General features: G+C 69.5%; 18 protein-coding genes and 1 riboswitch. Of the genes, 11 read left to right on the forward strand and 7 right to left on the reverse strand.

What is annotated here, in order from left to right:
• The first annotated feature begins 140 nt into the window (after positions 1-140).
• The 5 genes from PTQ19_RS10995 to PTQ19_RS11015 are packed head-to-tail and all read left to right on the forward strand — an operon-like array spanning position 141 to position 4993.
• On the forward strand, positions 141-1448 hold the full coding sequence (locus tag PTQ19_RS10995; protein WP_274367361.1) for an O-acetylhomoserine aminocarboxypropyltransferase/cysteine synthase family protein: 1308 nt from the start codon (positions 141-143) through the stop codon (positions 1446-1448).
• A gap of 33 nt (positions 1449-1481) precedes the next feature.
• Positions 1482-2471 (forward strand): Gfo/Idh/MocA family protein, encoded by a 990-nt coding sequence (locus PTQ19_RS11000; RefSeq protein ID WP_274367362.1) that lies wholly within the window; start codon positions 1482-1484, stop codon positions 2469-2471.
• A gap of 2 nt (positions 2472-2473) precedes the next feature.
• Positions 2474-3391, forward strand: coding sequence for an NYN domain-containing protein (locus PTQ19_RS11005; RefSeq protein ID WP_274367363.1), 918 nt, complete (start codon positions 2474-2476; stop codon positions 3389-3391).
• A gap of 34 nt (positions 3392-3425) precedes the next feature.
• Positions 3426-4043, forward strand: coding sequence for a DUF4166 domain-containing protein (locus tag PTQ19_RS11010; RefSeq protein ID WP_274367364.1), 618 nt, complete (start codon positions 3426-3428; stop codon positions 4041-4043).
• Positions 4040-4993: an epimerase gene (locus PTQ19_RS11015; protein WP_274367365.1), complete on the forward strand. Its 954-nt coding sequence runs from the start codon at positions 4040-4042 to the stop codon at positions 4991-4993. Before PTQ19_RS11010 ends, PTQ19_RS11015 begins: the two co-directional genes overlap by 4 nt.
• A 3-nt stretch (positions 4994-4996) precedes the next feature.
• Here the strand turns inward: PTQ19_RS11015 and PTQ19_RS11020 are convergent, their stop codons facing one another.
• Complete coding sequence (locus tag PTQ19_RS11020; RefSeq protein ID WP_274367366.1) at positions 4997-5386, reverse strand: PLDc N-terminal domain-containing protein; 390 nt, start codon at positions 5384-5386, stop codon at positions 4997-4999.
• Positions 5387-5428: 42 nt separating this feature from the next.
• A complete protein-coding gene (locus tag PTQ19_RS11025; protein ID WP_274367367.1) occupies positions 5429-6271 on the reverse strand; it encodes a sulfurtransferase in 843 nt (280 codons plus the stop codon).
• Positions 6272-6333: 62 nt separating this feature from the next.
• Here PTQ19_RS11025 and pgi point away from each other — a divergent pair, with 62 nt between their 5' ends.
• Entirely contained in the window at positions 6334-8016 is a 1683-nt protein-coding gene (gene pgi, locus PTQ19_RS11030) for a glucose-6-phosphate isomerase (RefSeq protein WP_274367368.1), read from the forward strand.
• Positions 8017-8027: 11 nt separating this feature from the next.
• Here pgi and PTQ19_RS11035 read toward each other — a convergent pair whose 3' ends face one another.
• Positions 8028-9353 carry a cryptochrome/photolyase family protein gene (locus PTQ19_RS11035; RefSeq protein ID WP_274367369.1) on the reverse strand — a complete coding sequence of 442 codons (1326 nt, stop codon included), beginning with the start codon at positions 9351-9353 and terminating at the stop codon, positions 8028-8030.
• A gap of 57 nt (positions 9354-9410) precedes the next feature.
• On the opposite strand from PTQ19_RS11035, the gene PTQ19_RS11040 reads away from it, so the two are divergent.
• A complete protein-coding gene (locus PTQ19_RS11040) occupies positions 9411-9908 on the forward strand; it encodes a hypothetical protein (protein ID WP_274367370.1) in 498 nt (165 codons plus the stop codon).
• Here PTQ19_RS11040 and PTQ19_RS11045 read toward each other — a convergent pair.
• The 4 genes from PTQ19_RS11045 to PTQ19_RS11060 all read right to left on the reverse strand — a co-directional run bounded on the left by PTQ19_RS11045 (position 9883) and on the right by PTQ19_RS11060 (position 13845).
• Positions 9883-10962 carry a fatty acid desaturase family protein gene (locus PTQ19_RS11045; RefSeq protein WP_425313210.1) on the reverse strand — a complete coding sequence of 360 codons (1080 nt, stop codon included), beginning with the start codon at positions 10960-10962 and terminating at the stop codon, positions 9883-9885. The two genes, PTQ19_RS11040 and PTQ19_RS11045, sit on opposite strands and share 26 nt — an antisense overlap.
• 140 nt (positions 10963-11102) lie before the next feature.
• Positions 11103-12272 (reverse strand): hypothetical protein, encoded by a 1170-nt coding sequence (locus tag PTQ19_RS11050; protein ID WP_274367371.1) that lies wholly within the window; start codon positions 12270-12272, stop codon positions 11103-11105.
• Positions 12273-12276: 4 nt separating this feature from the next.
• Entirely contained in the window at positions 12277-13164 is an 888-nt protein-coding gene (locus tag PTQ19_RS11055; protein WP_274367372.1) for a cytochrome c biogenesis CcdA family protein, read from the reverse strand.
• Positions 13165-13845, reverse strand: coding sequence for a DsbA family protein (locus PTQ19_RS11060; RefSeq protein ID WP_274367373.1), 681 nt, complete (start codon positions 13843-13845; stop codon positions 13165-13167).
• Between the two features lie 139 nt (positions 13846-13984).
• Here PTQ19_RS11060 and PTQ19_RS11065 point away from each other — a divergent pair, with 139 nt between their 5' ends.
• The 4 genes from PTQ19_RS11065 (at position 13985) to thiC (ending at position 17904) form a co-directional block, all read left to right on the forward strand.
• On the forward strand, positions 13985-14575 hold the full coding sequence (locus PTQ19_RS11065; protein WP_274367374.1) for a hypothetical protein: 591 nt from the start codon (positions 13985-13987) through the stop codon (positions 14573-14575).
• A complete protein-coding gene (locus tag PTQ19_RS11070) occupies positions 14572-14961 on the forward strand; it encodes a BlaI/MecI/CopY family transcriptional regulator (RefSeq protein WP_224818583.1) in 390 nt (129 codons plus the stop codon). Before PTQ19_RS11065 ends, PTQ19_RS11070 begins: the two co-directional genes overlap by 4 nt.
• On the forward strand, positions 14958-15947 hold the full coding sequence (locus PTQ19_RS11075; protein WP_274367375.1) for a M56 family metallopeptidase: 990 nt from the start codon (positions 14958-14960) through the stop codon (positions 15945-15947). The genes PTQ19_RS11070 and PTQ19_RS11075 overlap by 4 nt, the downstream gene beginning before the upstream one ends.
• A 47-nt stretch (positions 15948-15994) precedes the next feature.
• Positions 15995-16102: riboswitch (TPP riboswitch) on the forward strand.
• A complete protein-coding gene (gene thiC / locus PTQ19_RS11080; protein ID WP_274367376.1) occupies positions 16099-17904 on the forward strand; it encodes a phosphomethylpyrimidine synthase ThiC in 1806 nt (601 codons plus the stop codon). Its footprint overlaps the riboswitch before it by 4 nt.
• Positions 17905-17911 lie beyond the last annotated feature (7 nt).

A 17911-nucleotide genomic window follows, 5' to 3' on the forward strand; every position in this document is an offset into this window, starting at 1 on the left:
GGTGGAACGACGATCACGCTAGAGAAGTCGGATGCCACCGCGCGAGCGATGACGTCACGTGACGACACCACCCGTCATGTGCGGTAACCCGGGGTAACACGACCCGTGCCGCACGCGGGTGGGCACAGATGATGGGAGCCATGACCACTCTCGATGCGCCGACGGGTTTCGCCACGGCACAGGTGCAGGCCGGCTATGCGGCATCCGCTGCCGTGGGCGCCGTGCCGCCGATTCATCAGACGGCGGCGTACGAGTTCTCGTCGCTGGCCGAGGCGGCCGACCTGTTCGCGCTGCGCAAGGCGGGCATCATCTACAGCCGCAACGCCAACCCCACCCAGCAGATCCTCGAAGAGCGCGTGGCTCTGCTCGAAGGCGGTGTCAGCGCGGTCGCGGTCGCTTCGGGGCAGGCGGCCGTCGCTGTCACGCTGTTGGCCCTGGCGCATCGCGGTGGGCACATCGTCGCCGCGCACCAGCTCTACGGCGGCACGATCGACCTGTTGCAGGAGACGCTCGACGACTTCGGCATCGGCGTCACGTTCGTCGACCAGGACGACCTCGACGCGTGGCGCGACGCGATCACGCCGCAGACGCGGGTGGTGTTCGCCGAGACGGTCGCCAACCCGATCGCCCAGGTGCTCGATATCCGTGCGGTCGCCGACATCGCGCACGAGGCCGGGGTGCCCCTGGTGATCGACAGCACCGTCGGCACGCCGCATCTGATCCGACCGGGTGAGCACGGAGCCGACTTCGTGGTGCATTCGGCGACGAAGTTCCTCTCGGGGCATGGCAGCTCGCTCGGCGGTGTCGTGGTCGACCTGGGCACGTTCGACTTCGGTGCGGATGCTGCCCGCTGGCCGCAGTTCACCGGCCCTTACTCCCGCTTCGGCGACATGGTGCTGTGGGACCGCTTCGGTCAGGGCCAGGCGTTCGCGGCGCTGGTCAAATCGAAGTACGTGCACGACCTCGGCCCGTCGATCTCACCGTTCAACGCCTGGCAGATCCTGCAGGGTATCGAGACCCTCGACCTGCGCGTCGGGCGTCAGAGCGCCACCGCGCAGCGGGTCGCCGAGCACTTGGCCGCGCACCCCGCGGTCAGCGCCGTGCACCACCCCGGATTGCCGGGCAGCCCGTGGCATCCGCTCGCCGAACGCTACCTGCCGCGCGGAGTGCCCTCGGTGTTCTCGTTCGACCTCGCCGGACCACAGGATGAGACCTCGTTCGACCGGGTCGCCGAGGTCTTCGGCGCGCTGCGCGTCTTCCGCCTGGTGGCGAACATCGGCGACGCTCGCAGCCTGGTCGCACACCCGGCGTCCATGACCCACGGCCACCTCACCGCTGACCAGCGCGCCGCCGCGGGTATCTCGCTGACCACGATCCGCGTCTCGGCCGGTCTCGAAGACCCGGCCGACCTCATCGCCGACCTCGATCGCGCGCTCGCGCTGACCTGACGCACCGCGTGCCCACCCCGGTACGCTGAACCCATGACTGGACTTCGCTGGGGCATCCTCGCCACGGGCGGCATCGCCGCCGCTTTCGCATCCGACCTGCGCACTGCCGGTCTCGACCTCGTCGCGGTGGGCTCACGCAGCCAGGAGTCCGCCGACGCTTTCGCCACGCGCTTCGACATCCCCCGCGCACACGGGTCGTACGAGGCACTCGCGGCCGACCCCGAAGTCGACATCATCTACGTCGCAACGCCCCATCCGATGCACCATGCCGATGCCCGTCTCGCGCTCGAGCACGGCAAGCACGCCCTGGTCGAGAAGGCGTTCACCGTGAACCGCGCCGAGGCCGAAGACCTGCAGGCGCTCGCCGCTGAGAAGGGCCTGCTCGTCATGGAGGCGATGTGGACCCGCTACCTGCCCCACATGGTGCGCATCCGTGAGATCCTCGCCGCGGGCACTCTCGGTGAGATCCGCACGGTGTTCGCCGACCACACCCAGAAGCTGCCCACCGACCCCGCACACCGCCTGAACGCACTCGAACTGGGCGGCGGCGCACTGCTCGACCTGGGCATCTACCCGGTCTCGTTCATCTGGGATGTGCTGGGCGCACCCGAGTCGATCCAGGCGACGGCGCGTCTGATCGAGACCGGAGCCGATGCCGAGGTCGCCACGCTCATGACGCACGCCGGGGGCGCGGTCTCGACGAGCGTCTCGTCCTCGCGCGCGGCCGGCCCGAACACCGCGGCGATCGTCGGCACGGATGCCCGCATCGAGATCGACCGGATCTTCTACGCCCCCACGACCTTCCGGGTCATCGCGCCGGACGGCACGGTCATCGAGGAGTACGTCTCGCAGGTCGAGGGACGCGGGATGCAGTACCAGGCCTTCGCGGCCGAGGGCGCCGTCGCACACGGAGACCCGGCCGGTTCGATCCTGGCATTGCCCGTCGCCGAGAGCGTCGCCATCATGGGCACACTCGATGAGATCCGCCGCCAGATCGGCGTGACCTACCCGAGCGAGCGCTGATCATGGCCGAGAGCACCGGACGCGTCGCCGTCTACCTCGATTTCGACAACATCGTCATCGGCTGGTACGACCGGGTGCACGGCCGCAACGCGTACGGCAAGGATCGCCAGCGCATCGCCGAGAACCCGAACGACCCCGAGGTGGCCGAGCGGCTGAAGCAGGCGGCGATCGAGGTCGGGGCGATCATCGATTACGCCTCGTCGTTCGGCACGCTCGTGCTGACCAGGGCCTACGCCGACTGGTCGTCGCCGATCAACGCCGAGTACCGTTCTCAGCTGGTGGCCAGGGCAGTCGACCTCGTGCAGCTCTTCCCCGCGGCCGCGTACGCCAAGAACGGCGCCGACATCCGTCTGGCGGTCGACGCCGTCGAAGACATGTTCCGGCTGCCCGATCTCACCCATGTGGTGATCGTCGCCGGTGACAGCGACTACGTGCCGCTGGCGCAGCGCTGCCGGAGACTGGGCCGGTACGTCGTCGGCGTGGGGGTCGCCGGGTCGACGGCGAAGTCGCTCGCCGCGGCATGCGACGAGTTCGATTCGTACGATTCTCTGCCCGGCGTCGTGCGTCCCGCGCAGAAGGCGGATGCTGCCGCCGGCGCCACGGCCAAGGACGCCAAGAGCCGCCCAGAGACGAAGGCCGCGGCCAGAACGCGTCGCGCCCGTTCGTCGGCGAAGACCGATGAGCAGACCGAGGCCACCGCACTGCTGGAGCGGGCGCTGCGACTCGGCCACGACAAGGCGGATGCCGATGAATGGCTGCACGCGTCTGCGGTGAAGACGCAGATGCGACGGATGGATCCCTCGTTCAGCGAGAAGGCACTCGGGTTCCGGTCGTTCAACGACTTCCTCAAGTCGCGCGACGACGTCTCGGAGCTGTCCGAAGAAGGTCACGAGCGCATGATCCGACTGCGCGAGGCGTGAAAGGTCACCTCTGACACCGGGCTACGCTCGAAGCATGGAACACGTTCCGCATTCACCGTACCTGCGGGCTTTGGGCGGGCACCGCGGGGCGTTGCATCCCGCTCTGCGCACGTACTTCGCGGCGACGCCCCGCGGTCAGGTGGGCGTCGGTGAGGGAACCTTCTCACGCGTGGGCACGCCCAAGCGGTGGCTGTGGCCGGTGCTGCGCATGCTGCAGCGTCACGGTGTCGTGCACGCCGGCTGGCATCACGATGTGCCGTTCACGATCCGCAACCTCAGCGTCGCCGGCCGGGTGGTCAGCGAGCGCACGCTGCATCTGCCCGAGGGCGACTGGACGATGACCGACTCGGTCTCGGCCGGCGCGCATGGTCGCGTGCTCGATCAACTCGGTGAGCCCGTGACGCTCTCGGCGGTGTTCGACGTGTCGGTCGATGAGGATGCGCTGGCGCTGCGCAGCCGCAGGGTGGGCATCCGTCTGGGCCGCGTGCGTGTGCGTCTTCCCCGTCTGATCGCCCCGGTGGTGCGGTTGCGCGAGAGCGCCGAGAAGCAGGCCGGCAACCAACGCGTCGCGCTCACCGTCGATATGCCGCTGATCGGGCGCATCTACGAGTACGAGGGCGTCTTCACCTACCGCATCGAGCGCGTCGCATGAGCCGGGTCGTGATCGGCGGTTCGACAGGGTTCATCGGCCGACATCTGCAAGACGCGTACCGTGCCGAGGGGCGAGAGGTCGTCACGATCTCGCGCTCGGGCGCAGACCTCACCTGGGACGACCAGCCCGGAATCGACGCCGCGGTGGACGGCGCTGGCCTGGTCGTCGGCCTCGCGGGCAAGAGCGTGAGTTGCCGCTACACGCCCGCCAACCGCGCCGAGATCTTCCGCTCGCGTCTGGAGACCACGGCTGCGCTGGGGACAGCGATCGCCCGGGCATCTGCTCCCCCGCCCCTGTGGGTGAACTCCTCGACGGCGACGATCTACCGTCATGCCGAGGACCGTCCGATGACCGAGGACGACGGCGAGCTCGGCACCGGCTTCTCGGTCGAGGTTGCCAAGGCCTGGGAACGTGCACTGTACGAGCGGAATCTGCCGCACACCCGGCGCGTCGCCCTGCGCACGGCGATCGTGCTGGGCGATGCGGGCGTGCTGGGCCCGCTGCGCCGGCTCGCCCGCGTCGGGCTCGGCGGCACGCAGCTCGACGGTTGGTGGCCGGTCTCGCGTGCGCGGCGCGAGGCGGGAACGGCCCACGATCCCGGCGCCCGCGGCGGGCGTCAGCGGTTCAGCTGGATCCACGTCGATGATGTGCTCGGCATCATCGACTTCCTCGAACAGCAGCCGCAGTTGGACGGCCCCGTGAACGCCTCCTCACCCACGCCGGTCGACAACCGCGCCTTCATGGCGGCTGTGCGCCGCGCGCTCGGGGTGCGCTTCGGCCCTCCGACGCCGCGGTGGATGCTCGAGATCGGCGCCATGGGCATCCGCACCGAGACCGAGTTGATCTTGAAAAGCCGGTGGGCGCTGCCGGCGAAGCTCAGCGCAGCGGGGTACACGTTCCGGCATCCGGATCTCGACGAGGCGTTGCGCGCGTCGTTCTCGGAGGGGTGAGGCTCAGCCCTCCTGCGTCTCCGGGCCGGTCGAGGAGCCGCCGTGCTCCTTCTTACGCTTCTCGATCTCCTCGCGCAGCCGCCATTCCTCGATCTCGCGGTCGAGGTCGGCGATCTGCTGCTCGGTGGTGCGCGTGTCGATCGGCATGGTCGGCGCAGCCGGCGCCTGCTGTCGCGATGGCTTGGGCCGGCGGCGCGGCAGACGGATACCCCCCTCGGGGTACACCCGCCCCAGCGCGAACCACAGCACGCTGCCCAGCAACGGCAGCAGGATCACCAGCAGCAGCCACACGATGCGGGGCAGGTACCGCACGTCGGAGTCGTCGCGGCGGATGATGTCCACGACGGCGAACACCATCAGTCCGATGGTGATCAGCGAGAACAGGATCGGCATGGTCTCAGGGTATCCCGGCGGCGTGCCGTGTCGGATCGGTTCTCAGGCGTCGCCGGTCGCGACCGGCGCACCCGGCGTATTCGACCAGGCGCTCCACGACCCCGGGTACACGGTGACGTCGCGGCCGATGATGGCTCCGGCCAAGGCGAACTGCGCGGCGGTGATTCCCGATCCGCAGTACGACGCGATGGGCACGGCACTCGTGGCGCCGACCGCGTCGAACGCGTCCGCGATGTCGGATGCCGGCAGGAAACGCCCGTCGCCGGTGAGCAGGTTGCCGATCGGCAGGTTCTTCGCACCCGGTACGTGCCCGGCGATCGGGTCGATCGGCTCGGTTTCACCGCGGTAGCGCTCGGCGACACGTACGTCGATCAGCACGCCGGCATCGGGCCACGAGGCCACTGAACGGGTGTCGATGGTTCCGCGATCGGCGGGATGCTCCAGCCGCACGTCTCCGGGCGCCACGACCACGTCTCCGGTCTCGGTCGCGCCGCCGGCAGCCAGCCAGGCCGGCCATCCGCCGTCGAGCACGCGCACATCGGTCAGTCCCGCACGGCGCAGTGCCCACCAGGTGCGCGAGGCCGCCAGCATCCGATGGTCGTCGTAGACGACGACGGTGTCGCCCTCGTCGATGCCCCAGCGCTGTGCCGCCGCCGCGAGCGCCGCATCCGCGGGTAGCGGGTGGCGCCCCTCGTGGGGCTCGCCGTGGCGCGAGAGATCGCCTTCGACGTCGATGAAGACGGCGCCGGGGATGTGGCCGGCCAGGTACTGTTCGCGGCCGTCGTTGCGCCCGAGCTGCCAGCGGGCGTCGAGCACGTGCACACTATCGAGGTGCTCACGCAGCTCGTCGACGGTGATCAACGGGGTACCTGGGGCGCGCGTCATGGGCTCAACGCTAGCGTGCAACACCGACGATGCGGCGTGCGGCTGGCGCTAACGTGGGGAGCATGACAGCGCCGATCGACCCCGTCACCACTCCCGCCTGGGCCGACCTCGTCGCCCTCCGCGACGGCTTCTCACCCGACCTGCGCGGCTGGTTCGCCGACGATCCCGAGCGCGCCGAGGGGCTCTCGCTGCCGCTGGCCGACCTGCATGTCGACCTGTCGAAGAATCTCGTCACCGATGATGTGCTCGCCGCGCTCGTCGCCCTGGCCGAGCAGACCGGTGTCGCCGACCGCTACGCCGCGATGCTCACCGGCGCGCACATCAACACCAGTGAGGACCGCGCCGTGCTGCACACCGCACTGCGTCGGCCGGTCGGTGCGGAGCCGGCCCTTGTCGTCGACGGCCAGCAGATCGACCAGGACGTGCATGAGGTGCTCGGTGCGTTGTCGGCGTTCGCCGACCGCGTGCGTTCGGGTCAGTGGCGGGGCGTGACCGGCAAGCGGGTGACGCATGTGGTCAACATCGGCATCGGCGGCTCCGACCTCGGCCCCGTCATGGTGTACGAGGCGCTCAAGCCCTACGCCGACGCGGGGATCGAGGCGCGCTTCGTGTCGAACATCGACCCGACCGACATCGCCCAGAAGACCGCCGATCTCGATCCCGAGACCACGCTCTTCATCGTCGCCTCGAAGACGTTCACCACCCTCGAGACGCTGACCAACGCGCGCCTCGCGCGCGACTGGCTGTGGGCGGGACTGACAGCATCCGACGCGATCGACGGCAGCGATGAGAGCCGGACGGATGCTGTCGCGCACCACTTCGTCGCCGTATCGACCGCGCTCGACATGGTCGCCGAGTTCGGCATCGACCCGGCCAACGCCTTCGGCTTCTGGGACTGGGTGGGCGGACGGTACTCGGTCGACTCGGCGATCGGACTGTCACTGGCGATCGCGCTCGGCCCGGATGCGTTCGACGAACTGCTCGCGGGGTTCCACGCCGTCGACGAGCACGTGCGCACCACCCCGCTGGAGCGCAACGTACCGGTGCTGATGGGGCTGCTCAACATCTGGTACGTCAACTTCCTTGACGCGCAGACCCACGCCGTGCTGCCGTATGCGCAGCAGCTCAGCCGGTTCCCCGCGTACCTGCAGCAGCTGACGATGGAATCGAACGGCAAGTCGGTGCGCTGGGACGGCACCCCGGTGACCACCGATACGGGCGAGGTCTTCTGGGGCGAGCCCGGCACCAACGGCCAGCACGCCTTCTACCAGCTGATCCACCAGGGCACGCGGCTGATCCCCGCCGACTTCATCGCGTTCGTGAACCCCGCGTACCCGCTGAGCGACGACGGGCAGGACGTACACGCCCTGTTCCTGGCCAACTTCCTCGCGCAGACCAAGGCACTGGCGTTCGGCAAGACCGCCGCCGAGGTCGAGGCCGAGGGCACGACCGGGGCCCTGGTCACCGCGCGCACGTTCGAGGGCAACCGGCCGACCACGTCGATCTTCGCCCCGGCGCTCACCCCGGCGGTGCTCGGTCAGCTGATCGCGTTGTACGAGCACATCACCTTCACGCAGGGGACGGTGTGGGGCATCAACTCGTTCGATCAGTGGGGTGTCGAGCTCGGCAAGCAGCTGGCGCTGCAGATCGCCCCAGCGATCGCGGGCGATACCGATGCCGTCGCCGCACAAGACCCGTCCACGCGCGCTCTGCTGGACTACTACCGCGCGCACCGCACGGCGTAGGACGCCCGGGCTCAGCCGCTGAGCGACTGGTAGGCGTCCAGGGCTCGCGCCCTGGACGCCTTCAGGTCGATGATCCGCAGCACGGCGTCGCTGTCGGGCGCCCATCGCTGCACGTAGTGACCATCCGGATCGAACTTCTGCTGCTGCAGCTCGGGGTTGAAGATGCGAAAGTACGGTGCGGCGTCGGCGCCGCACCCGGCGACCCACTGCCAGTTGAACGGATTGCTCGCCTCATCGGCATCGACGAGGGTGTCCCAGAACCAGGCTTCTCCCACCCGCCAGTGGGTCATCAGGTTCTTCGTCAGCAGCGAGGCGGTCACCATCCGCACCCGGTTGTGCATGAAGCCCGTCTGCCAGAGCTCGCGCATTCCGGCATCCACCAGGCCGAACCCGGTGCGTCCCTGCTGCCATGCGGCGACCTCGCCGTGCGAGTCGGTTGCCCAGGGAAAGGCGTCGAAGCGGCGGTTGAGGTTCCGCTCGTGCAGGGGCCCGAAGTGGAACGCGGTGTGTTTGGCGAACTCGCGCCAGCCGAGTTCTGACAGGAACAGGCCGATGTCGCCGGTCGCGTCCACCGCCGCATGCCACACCGAGCGCGGGCTGATCTCGCCCCAGCGCAGGTGGGGCGAGAGCTCCGAGCAGTTGTCCTCCGCGGGAAAGTCGCGAGCGCGGTAGCGTCCTGCACGATGCGACAGGAACTCGTCCAACCGCCGCTGTGCCCCCGTCTCGCCCGGCGTCCAGCGCTCGGAAAGACCTCCCGCCCAGTCGGGTGATGTCGGCAGCAGCGCCCATTCGTCGAGCGCATCACTGCGCGGCTGAGATGGGGCGGGCGTCAGCTCTCGCGGAGCGGGCAGCGGGCCGGCCGGTTCCCGCTCGGCGGTGCAGGCGCGCCAGAAGGCCGAGTACACCCGGTAGGCCCCGCCGTCCTGCGTGGCGACGGTGTGGGGTTCGAAGAGCAGGTCGCCGATGAAGGTGCGCACCCGGATGCCGTCCGCACCGAGCACCTCGGCCAGTGCGGCGTCGTGATGCCGGCCCTGCCCGTAGCGACGGTTCCACAGCACGGTGCGCGCCCCGCACTCGGCGACCACATCCGCCAGTACGCTCTCGGTCGGTCCCTGCCGCAGGATCAGCGGGACGCCGTGCTCGGCGAGTGCGTCGGCGAGCGCCCGCAGCGAGTGGTGCAGCCACCAGCGTGCCGCGCCGCCGTGGGCGCGGATGTGCTCGGAGGCGCCTTCAAGGATGTACAGGGCGACGATCGCATCGCCCGATTCGGCGGCCGCGTGCAGTGCCGGGTGGTCGGCGACTCTCAGATCGTCGCGGAACCAGACCAGGGTCGTCATCGCCCCATGCTATCGAGCGCTCCGGCGACGGGGTCGCCGCTCGGCGAGAATGAAGTCATGCGCATTCGTGTCGACACCGCTCTGGACTGCTCTGCCGATGCGGCGTGGGCCGCCGCGCATCGCCCGGCCGTTGCCGCGCGACTGTACGCGCCGCTGCTGCGCATGGTTCCGTTGGAGGGCGCACCGCCCGAACGGTTCACCTCGGGAGACCGCGTGCGCGTCTCGTTGCGCCTGCTGGGCGCGATCCCCGTGGGATCGCAGCTGATCGCCGTCGACGATCTGGTGCCGGCAGCGCCCGGCCGCCGCACCATGCGCGATTCCGGATGCCCGCTGTCGGGACCGCTCGCGCTGCTGCGCACCTGGAATCACGAGATGACGGTCATCGATGCACCGGACGGGCGTGCCCGCTGGTGCGATGAGCTGCGGATCGGCGGAGCGTTCGCCGTGCCGATGGCGCCGGTGCTGTGGGTGATGTGGCGATGGCGCGTGGCACGGCTGAGGCGCCTCGCCCGCGGGTGGGACGACGAGCTCAGGAGGGACGGTACTGCGCCGTGATCGGGCAGTCGAAGGGATCGCGGGCTGCGAGGCCGACGGTGTTGAGGTAGCGGATGACGATGCCGTACGAGCGCAGCACGGTCGTCTCGGTGTACGGCACGTCATTGGCCGAGCAGTAGTCGCGCACGATCTCGCGCGCCTTCGACAGGTGCAGGCGCGACATGCTCGGGAACAAGTGGTGCTCGACCTGGTAGTTGAGGCCGCCGAGCAGCCATGTCGCCCACCAGCCGCCCGAGACGTTGCGCGAGGTGCGCACCTGCTTCGAGAAGAAGTCCAGGCGTGCGTCACGGGCGATGATCGGCATGCCCTTGTGGTTGGGCGCGAACGAGGCTCCCATGTAGACGCCGAAGACCGCGACCATCACACCGAAGAAGGCGAAGGCCATGCCGAGCGGAAGCAGCAGGAACAGCGGCACGAGCAGCACCGCGAACCGAACGGTGATGATGCTCAGCTCGAGCCAACGCCCCTTCACGGTGCCGCGCGAGAACAGATGGGCGAAGCTCAGCCGGTGCAGGTTGAGCCCCTCCAGCGTCAGCAAGGGGAAGAACAGCCATCCCTGGCGCTGAGTGATCCACCGCACGATCCCGCGCGAACGGGCCGCGTCGTCGTCGAGGAACGAGATCGTGTCGACCTCGATGTCAGGATCGCTACCGACCTTGTTCGGGTTGCCGTGATGCCGAGTGTGCTTGGAGTCCCACCACGAGTAGCTCATGCCGACGATGCCGGCGAGGATGCGGGCAAGTCGGAAGTTCGCCGGCCCCGAGCTGAGGATCTGCCGGTGCGCGGCCTCGTGCGCGAGGAACGCGACCTGCGTGAACAGGATGCCGAGGGCTGCCGCGATCAACAGCTGGAACCAGCTATCGCCAAGCAGCAGGAAGCCTGTGATCGCTCCGGCGAACGCCAGCGCGAGCGCTGCCGCGACGAGACTGTAGAACACGGGCGTGCGACGCAGCAGCCCGGTTTCCTTGACGACGTGGAGGACGTCCTTGTAAGCCCGCGCCATCGGTGGGAACTCGGCTGTGCCGGAGTAGGTCTGGCGGATGCGACCACGGATGGTCTCGGTCGTGTCGACCTGAGTGAGAGAGATGATGTTCTCCTGCCGATCGGAGCCCTTGAGCCATGAAGCCAAGGGCGGATGCCGATCGCTGGTCCCAGGCTACGCGTGGCGGTATGCGGGCGGAGGCATACGTCGTGTCAGCGGGCGATGATGAGCAGCGGTCGGTCGTAGTCGCCGACGACTCCGCTGCCCGACGGCGTGATCTGCCGCGGGATGACGGCGTCGGCATCGAGCAGGGCCCGCTGCCGCCCCGACATCGTGTCGAGCACGCGGATGCCCTCGTCGGTGCGGACGTGCACCGCACCGTGTCCGGCGGACACGAGCGCTGCGCCGTCATCGGCCGCACGCGCCCACAGCTGTTCCCCGGTCGGCGCGATGGCGCGCAGTCCGTGCTCGAGCACGATGCGGACGCCCATCGACTCGTCGATGACGGTCGCCCGTGCCGTGCGCGAGAGTACGGTTCCTGTCTCGAGGTCCACGAGCGCGGCGCCGTCGTCGGGGCCGCGCTCGTGCGCGCCGAGCAGCGCGGCTTCGCCGTCGATCGCGAGGGCTGCTGATGATGGCAGCAGACCCTCGGGCAACCCGAGCTCCTCCCGCGGGATGGTCCAGAGCGCGCGGTCGTCAGCCGTGCGCGCGATGACGCGGGTACGGTCGCCGAGCAGCACGATGCCACCGTCCTCGCCCAGGACCCTGACGCTCTCGTCGGACTCGTCGGACTCGTCGGACTCGTCTGCCAGCGTCGCGCCGGTTGCCGGGTCGATGGCCACTCGCGGCCCGCTGCGTCCCATCGCTGCCGGCGGGGGTGCGGCGAACACGAGCCCCGGACCGATGTGCGGCCCGGGCACGGCGACCGGCCCCCAGGCCTCCTCACCGGTACGCAGGTCGTACGCCGAAATGCTCGATCCTGCGAACCCGTCGTCTGCGGCATCCACGTCCATCAGGATCGCGAGGGGGCGATCGGCTGCCTCCGAGACGACGAACGCTGAGCACAGCATCGGCCGCTCGGCTGCCCAGAGCACCGTCCCCCGGTCCGAGACGGCAGAGAACACGATCCTGTCCTGCTCGGCGCGCAGCGCCAGATAGATGCCGTCCTCCGCCTGCGGCGGGGCGTCCCACCCGGGGTCGATCACCCGCATCCCCTCGAACGGCGGCGGCAGCACGAGCGGGGTCCCCGGCAGTTCCGGTGCCGCCGTCCCCACCGGACGCGGCACCGACTCGAGGCGCGGGGGTCCGAGCGGCGCAGCGCACGAGGTCGCTGCGACGATCAGGGCTCCGGCGAGGAGGGCAATGCTCAGGGGTCGGCGCACCTCGTCACCGCTTGCTGGTGGTCGGCACCGGTCGCGACGCGTTGACGTCCCGCTCGTGCGCAGGTTCCAACCGTCGTCGTTGACGAAGCGCCCAGACGGTGAGCGCGATGCCTGTCACCACGACGATCGCGATGACATCGACCAGCGGGTCGGCGAGCAACGCGCCGCGTTCCTGAATCCAGGACTGCACGTCGGTGGGGATCAGCGCGGGCATCGCGACCAGACCGTTCGTCGTCCAGAACAGCACCCCGACCGCGACGATGATCGTGCCGGTGATCACCGACGTGGTGTGGAACTGCCGTCCGAGGATGGTGAACGAGCGCCCGCGCAGCATCCGTCGCGCACGGTCGCCCATCCTCTGCCAGAGCGCGGCGATGACCACCAGGGGCGCGACCATTCCCGCACCGTAGACAGCGAGCATCGCGCCGGCGCCCCACGGGCTGCCCTGCGCGAGCACCAGTGTGAGGATCGCGCCGAGAATCGGACCTGCGCAGAACCCGGCGACCCCGCCGACCGCTCCCAGCAGAAGCGTGCGCAGGAAGCCCGTGCGCGTGGAGGCACCCCGCTGCATGCGGTCCATGCCCGGCACGATACGCGCCAGGTCGAAGCCGATGCCGAAGACCTGCATGAGGCCGAGGGCGACCAGCACGGCGGCGGTGATCGCGATGACCAGCCCGCGTTCTGAGATCAGCACCGAGCCGAGCGCCCCGAGCCCCAGCCCGAAAGGCACCAGTGTGAGGACGAGCCCGAGGTAGAACACGCCGCCGTGAGCCAGCAGTTGCAGCCGCGTACCGACGGTCGAGGCGAAGAACGCAGGAAGCAGCAGCGCGCTGCACGGGCTCAGCAGTGCCAGCATCCCACCCAGCAGTGCCGTGACGAAGCCGATCTCCATCTATCGGTCCGCCTCGGTCAGGGCGTTCTCGACGGCGTCGATGAAGACGTCGGTCGGCTGCGCTCCGACGAGCGGACGCCCGTCGAGAAGAAAACTCGGGGTGCCCGTCACACCGATGGTCCGCGCCTCGTGCGCCCGTTCGGCGACGACCTGCTTCACCTCGTCGGAGGCCATGTCCGACGTGAATCGATCGACATCGAGCCCCAGCTGCTCCGCGAGGTCGGTGAGCGCCTCGGTACTCAGTTCTGCCTCGGTGCGGATCTCGCCGGCGGGGTAGAGCGCGTCGTGAAACGCCCAGTACTCGCCCTGGAGCCCCGCGGCGTGGGCGGCGAGCGACGCACGCTCGGACGGCGCCCCGTACATGTTGATGTCGCGCCACTCGATGCGCAGGTCGCCCGCGTCGGCGTACTCCATCATTCGCGGCAGCGTGCTCTGCGCCCACTTCGCGCAGAACGGGCACTGGTAATCGGAATACACCACGAGGCCGACCGGGGCGTCGACCGGGCCGGCGGCCTGCACGTCGTCGGCGTCGCGGTACTCGAACTGCGTAAGGTCGGGCAGCCCGTCCGGCACCACCGTGATGCCGTCGGTGGCCGGTTCACCGGCATCCGACGGCGCGTCCGGTCGCATCTGCAGGATCACCAGCACGATCAGGAGTCCAGCGATGAGCAGGATCCCCACCGGTGCGATCCAGCTGCGGATACCTCGTGCCGACCGTTGTGCTCTCTGCGTATGCCCGCCCATCGGCCACCCTTCCTCTCATCAACTATCCTGCATAGTCGACTATGCAGGATAGTAACCTATCGGGCATAGTAGGGACATGCACCGGAACCGTCGGCGAATCGCCGCACTGCGAGAATCGCTCGTCCTCGCCTGGCAGGCACTGAGGTCGTGGAGCACGCGGCAGATCCTGATCGCGACGGCGTCGGCGGTCGCGGTCGCGATCGTGCTCGGAGTGGCCACCGTGCTCATCCCCAACGGACTGTTCACGCGCGAGATCCCACCCGTCTGGTGGAACTATCCGGTCTGGCTGATCACCTCGGCCGTGACCGGCCTGCTGATCGGCACCTACGCCCAACCGCAGCGTTCGGCGCCCGACGTCGCAGCACTCACCCCCGACTCATCGCACGAGGGTTCCGGCAGCGCCGCTTCATCGCGCGAGGAACGCCGCACCGGCAGATTCGCGGTCGCCGGCGGCATGCTCGCCTGGTTCGCCGTCGGCTGTCCCGTCTGCAACAAGATCGCCCTGATCGCCCTGGGCTACACCGGTGCGCTCACGTGGTTCGCTCCCGCGCAGCCCCTGCTGGCCGCGGCCGCCCTGATCCTCTCCACCGTCGCCGCCGTCTGGCGACTGCGCGGCCAGGTCGCCTGCCCGCTCCCCGCCCCGCGCGCACAAGCGGTGACGGCATGAGCCCGGAGCAGTCGGCGGCGCAGCCGTGTGGGCCGTTGCGGCTCGGCGCGTTGGAGCAGCAGGTGATGGACGCGCTCTGGGATGACGGCCCGCTGTCGATCCGCGAGGTGATCACACGGCTCGGCGCCAAGCATGCCTACACGACCATCGCCACCGTGCTGGGCAACCTCGAGCGCAAGCAACTGGTGGTCCCCGAGCGGCGAGCGCGCGCCGTGACGTACACGGCCCGGTGCACGCGCGAGCTGCATGCTGCACGGCTCATGGAGCAGGCGCTCGACACCAGCCACGACAGGGACGCCGCGATCCTGCACTTCTTCGACGCGATCGACGAACGCGAACGCGATCTGCTGCGCGACTACCTCGCACGCAGAGAACCCGACCGATGACAGCGCTGCTCGTACCGGCCGTGCTGGCGGTCGCGCTGCTGACCACCGCCGTCGCGGGACCGGTCGTGATCCGCGCGGCGGCACCGGCGCTCATGCGCGCGCCACGTGCCGCCGTCACGCTGCTGCTGGCGGTGGGCGCACTCTGGCTGGTGGCGGCCGCCGCACTCAGCCTGCTGCTCGCATGGGTGCTCAGCGGCCCCACCATGCTGCCGAGCGGCTTGGCCGGCGTGTGCCAACGGTGCCTGGACGCCTCGTCGCCCTTCCCCGCGGTCGACCTCGTCGACACCGTGGTCCCCGTCGCGCTGCTCATCGCGCTTCCTGTCGCGGGGGCGCTGGTTCTGGTGGCGACGGCGATCTTCCGCGGGGTGCGCCGACTCCGCGCGACACGGGCCACCGCGCGCGATATCGCCGCTCGCGCCGACTCTCGCATCGTCGGCGGCCACCGCGTGATGCTCACGCGCGACCTGCGTCCGACCGCGTTCTCACTGCCGCACCGACACGGCGGCATCGTCCTCTCCCGCGGGCTTGTCGAGGTCCTGCACCCCGATGAGCTCGCCGCGGTGATCGCTCACGAGCGCGAGCATGTGCACGGACGCCATCACCTCGCACTCGGCGTGCTCGAGGCCGTGATCGCTCCTCTGCACCGGCTCCCGCTGATGTCCGCGATCCGCAATGCCGTGCCGCTGTACCTCGAGATCGCCGCCGACCGGGCCGCTTCGCGCCGAGCGGGCACCCCGGCCCTCGCCAGCGCGCTGCTCAAGCTCGGCGGCACGGACGGCGCTCACGCTCCGACGCCCCATCGGGTCGTGCTGCATGCCGCAGGGCCCGATCGCATCGGGCACCTGGTCTCCCCCGCGCGCATCGGCGCGTCGCTGGTTCCCGCGATCGCGCTCGGCGCGGCGACCGCCGCGTTCGCCCTGATGGCCGCCGTCGTGCACGGACCATATCTGTCGGTCATCCTCACCGGCTGCCGTCTCGCGACCTGAGTGGCCGACCCGGATTTGCCCCACCTTCGTCGTCCGTAGTACACATGGACTGTCCACACGGGTGCCCCGAGAAGGGCTGAGATCAAGCTGACGCGCTTGAGACCGTCGAACCTGATCCGGTTGATACCGGCGTAGGAAGTGAGAGAGTTCCGTGGTTGCACGCACCCCGAAATCCGAAGTCCCATCCTCGGCATCCGCCGCCTCGACATCGGCGACGCCGCAGTCGCGTGAGCAGCATCCCGCCCACCGGCTCGCGTGGCTCGAAGACGCGAGCCACGGGATCCGCGTGCCGATCACCGAGATCCAGCAGGCCGATTCCCCTGACGGCTCGGCCAACGCGCCCCTGCAGGTGTACCGCACGATGGGTCCCGGCAGCATCCCCGAGGAGGGGCTCGCACCGTGGCGGTCCGCATGGATCGCCGAGCGCGGCGACACCGAGACGTACGCCGCTCGCGGCCACCGCCTCGAAGACGACGGCCGCTCAGCCGTGCGACGAGGCGCGCCCTCGCAGCAATGGCGGGGGCGCACACCGGTACCGGTCCGCGCCAAGGCCGGCCACCGCGTGACGCAGATGCACTACGCCCGCCGGGGCATCATCACCCCCGAGATGCGGTTCGTCGCGCTGCGCGAACAGTGCGACGTCGAGCTGGTGCGCAGCGAGATCGCCGCGGGCCGCGCGATCATTCCCAACAACGTCAACCACCCCGAATCCGAGCCGATGATCGTCGGCAAGGCGTTCCTGGTCAAGGTCAACGCGAACATCGGCAACTCCGCCGTGACCAGCTCGATCAGCGAAGAGGTCGCGAAGCTCGAGTGGGCCGCGAAGTGGGGCGCCGACACGCTCATGGATCTGTCGACGGGCAACGACATCCACACCACGCGGGAGTGGATCATCCGCAACTCGCCGATCCCCATCGGCACCGTGCCGATCTACCAGGCCCTTGAGAAGGTGGACGGTGACGCGAACGCCCTCACCTGGGAGATCTACCGCGACACCGTGATCGAGCAGTGCGAGCAGGGCGTCGACTACATGACCCTCCACGCCGGCGTGCTGCTGCGCTACGTGCCGATGACTGCCGAGCGCGTCACCGGCATCGTCTCGCGCGGCGGATCGATCATGGCCGGCTGGTGCCTCGCCCATCACCAGGAGAACTTCCTGTACACCCATTTCGACGAGCTGTGCGAGATCTTCGCGGCCTACGACGTGGCCTTCTCGCTCGGCGACGGCCTGCGCCCCGGCTCGATCGCCGACGCCAACGACGCCGCGCAGTTCGCCGAGCTCGACACGTTGGCCGAGCTCACGCAGCGGGCCTGGGAGTACGACGTGCAGGTCATGGTCGAGGGGCCGGGGCACGTGCCGCTGCACAAGATCCGCGAGAACGTCGAACGCCAGCAGGAGCTGTGCCACGGCGCGCCGTTCTACACTCTCGGGCCGCTGGCCACCGATATCGCCCCCGGCTACGACCACATCACCTCGGCGATCGGCGCAGCCGAGATCGCCCGCTACGGCACGGCGATGCTCTGCTACGTCACACCGAAGGAGCACCTCGGGCTGCCCAACCGCGATGACGTCAAGACCGGCGTGATCACGTACAAGATCGCCGCGCACACCGCCGACCTCGCCAAGGGACATCCGGGGGCGACCGAACGCGATGATGCCTTGTCGAAGGCCCGATTCGAATTCCGTTGGAACGACCAGTTCGCGCTCGGCCTCGACCCGGTCACGGCGCAGGAGTTCCACGATGAGACCCTGCCGGCCGAGCCGGCCAAGACCGCGCACTTCTGCTCGATGTGCGGACCCAAGTTCTGCTCGATGCGCATCTCGCAAGATATCCGCGACACGTACGGCAGCGCCGAGGCGCAGGCCGCGATCGCCGGGATGCAGGCCAAGAGTCAGGAGTTCCTCGCCGCGGGCGGCGAGGTCTACCTGCCCGACCCGGCGATGCGCACCGTCTGATCCCCGA

Origin of the sequence: Microbacterium esteraromaticum (genome assembly GCF_028747645.1) — a bacterium.
Taxonomy (GTDB): Bacteria; Actinomycetota; Actinomycetes; order Actinomycetales; family Microbacteriaceae; genus Microbacterium; species Microbacterium esteraromaticum_C.

Coding starts and splice junctions, on each gene's coding strand:
- PTQ19_RS11000 (WP_274367362.1), top strand. CDS start 1,482: ATGACTGGACTTCGCTGGGGCATCCTCGCCACGGGCGGCATCGCCGCC.
- PTQ19_RS11075 (WP_274367375.1), top strand. CDS start 14,958: ATGACAGCGCTGCTCGTACCGGCCGTGCTGGCGGTCGCGCTGCTGACC.
- PTQ19_RS11065 (WP_274367374.1), top strand. CDS start 13,985: ATGCACCGGAACCGTCGGCGAATCGCCGCACTGCGAGAATCGCTCGTC.
- pgi (WP_274367368.1), top strand. CDS start 6,334: ATGACAGCGCCGATCGACCCCGTCACCACTCCCGCCTGGGCCGACCTC.
- PTQ19_RS10995 (WP_274367361.1), top strand. CDS start 141: ATGACCACTCTCGATGCGCCGACGGGTTTCGCCACGGCACAGGTGCAG.
- PTQ19_RS11025 (WP_274367367.1), bottom strand. CDS start 6,271: ATGACGCGCGCCCCAGGTACCCCGTTGATCACCGTCGACGAGCTGCGT.
- PTQ19_RS11005 (WP_274367363.1), top strand. CDS start 2,474: ATGGCCGAGAGCACCGGACGCGTCGCCGTCTACCTCGATTTCGACAAC.
- PTQ19_RS11040 (WP_274367370.1), top strand. CDS start 9,411: ATGCGCATTCGTGTCGACACCGCTCTGGACTGCTCTGCCGATGCGGCG.
- PTQ19_RS11020 (WP_274367366.1), bottom strand. CDS start 5,386: ATGCCGATCCTGTTCTCGCTGATCACCATCGGACTGATGGTGTTCGCC.
- PTQ19_RS11010 (WP_274367364.1), top strand. CDS start 3,426: ATGGAACACGTTCCGCATTCACCGTACCTGCGGGCTTTGGGCGGGCAC.
- PTQ19_RS11015 (WP_274367365.1), top strand. CDS start 4,040: ATGAGCCGGGTCGTGATCGGCGGTTCGACAGGGTTCATCGGCCGACAT.
- PTQ19_RS11055 (WP_274367372.1), bottom strand. CDS start 13,164: ATGGAGATCGGCTTCGTCACGGCACTGCTGGGTGGGATGCTGGCACTG.
- PTQ19_RS11070 (WP_224818583.1), top strand. CDS start 14,572: ATGAGCCCGGAGCAGTCGGCGGCGCAGCCGTGTGGGCCGTTGCGGCTC.
- PTQ19_RS11035 (WP_274367369.1), bottom strand. CDS start 9,353: ATGACGACCCTGGTCTGGTTCCGCGACGATCTGAGAGTCGCCGACCAC.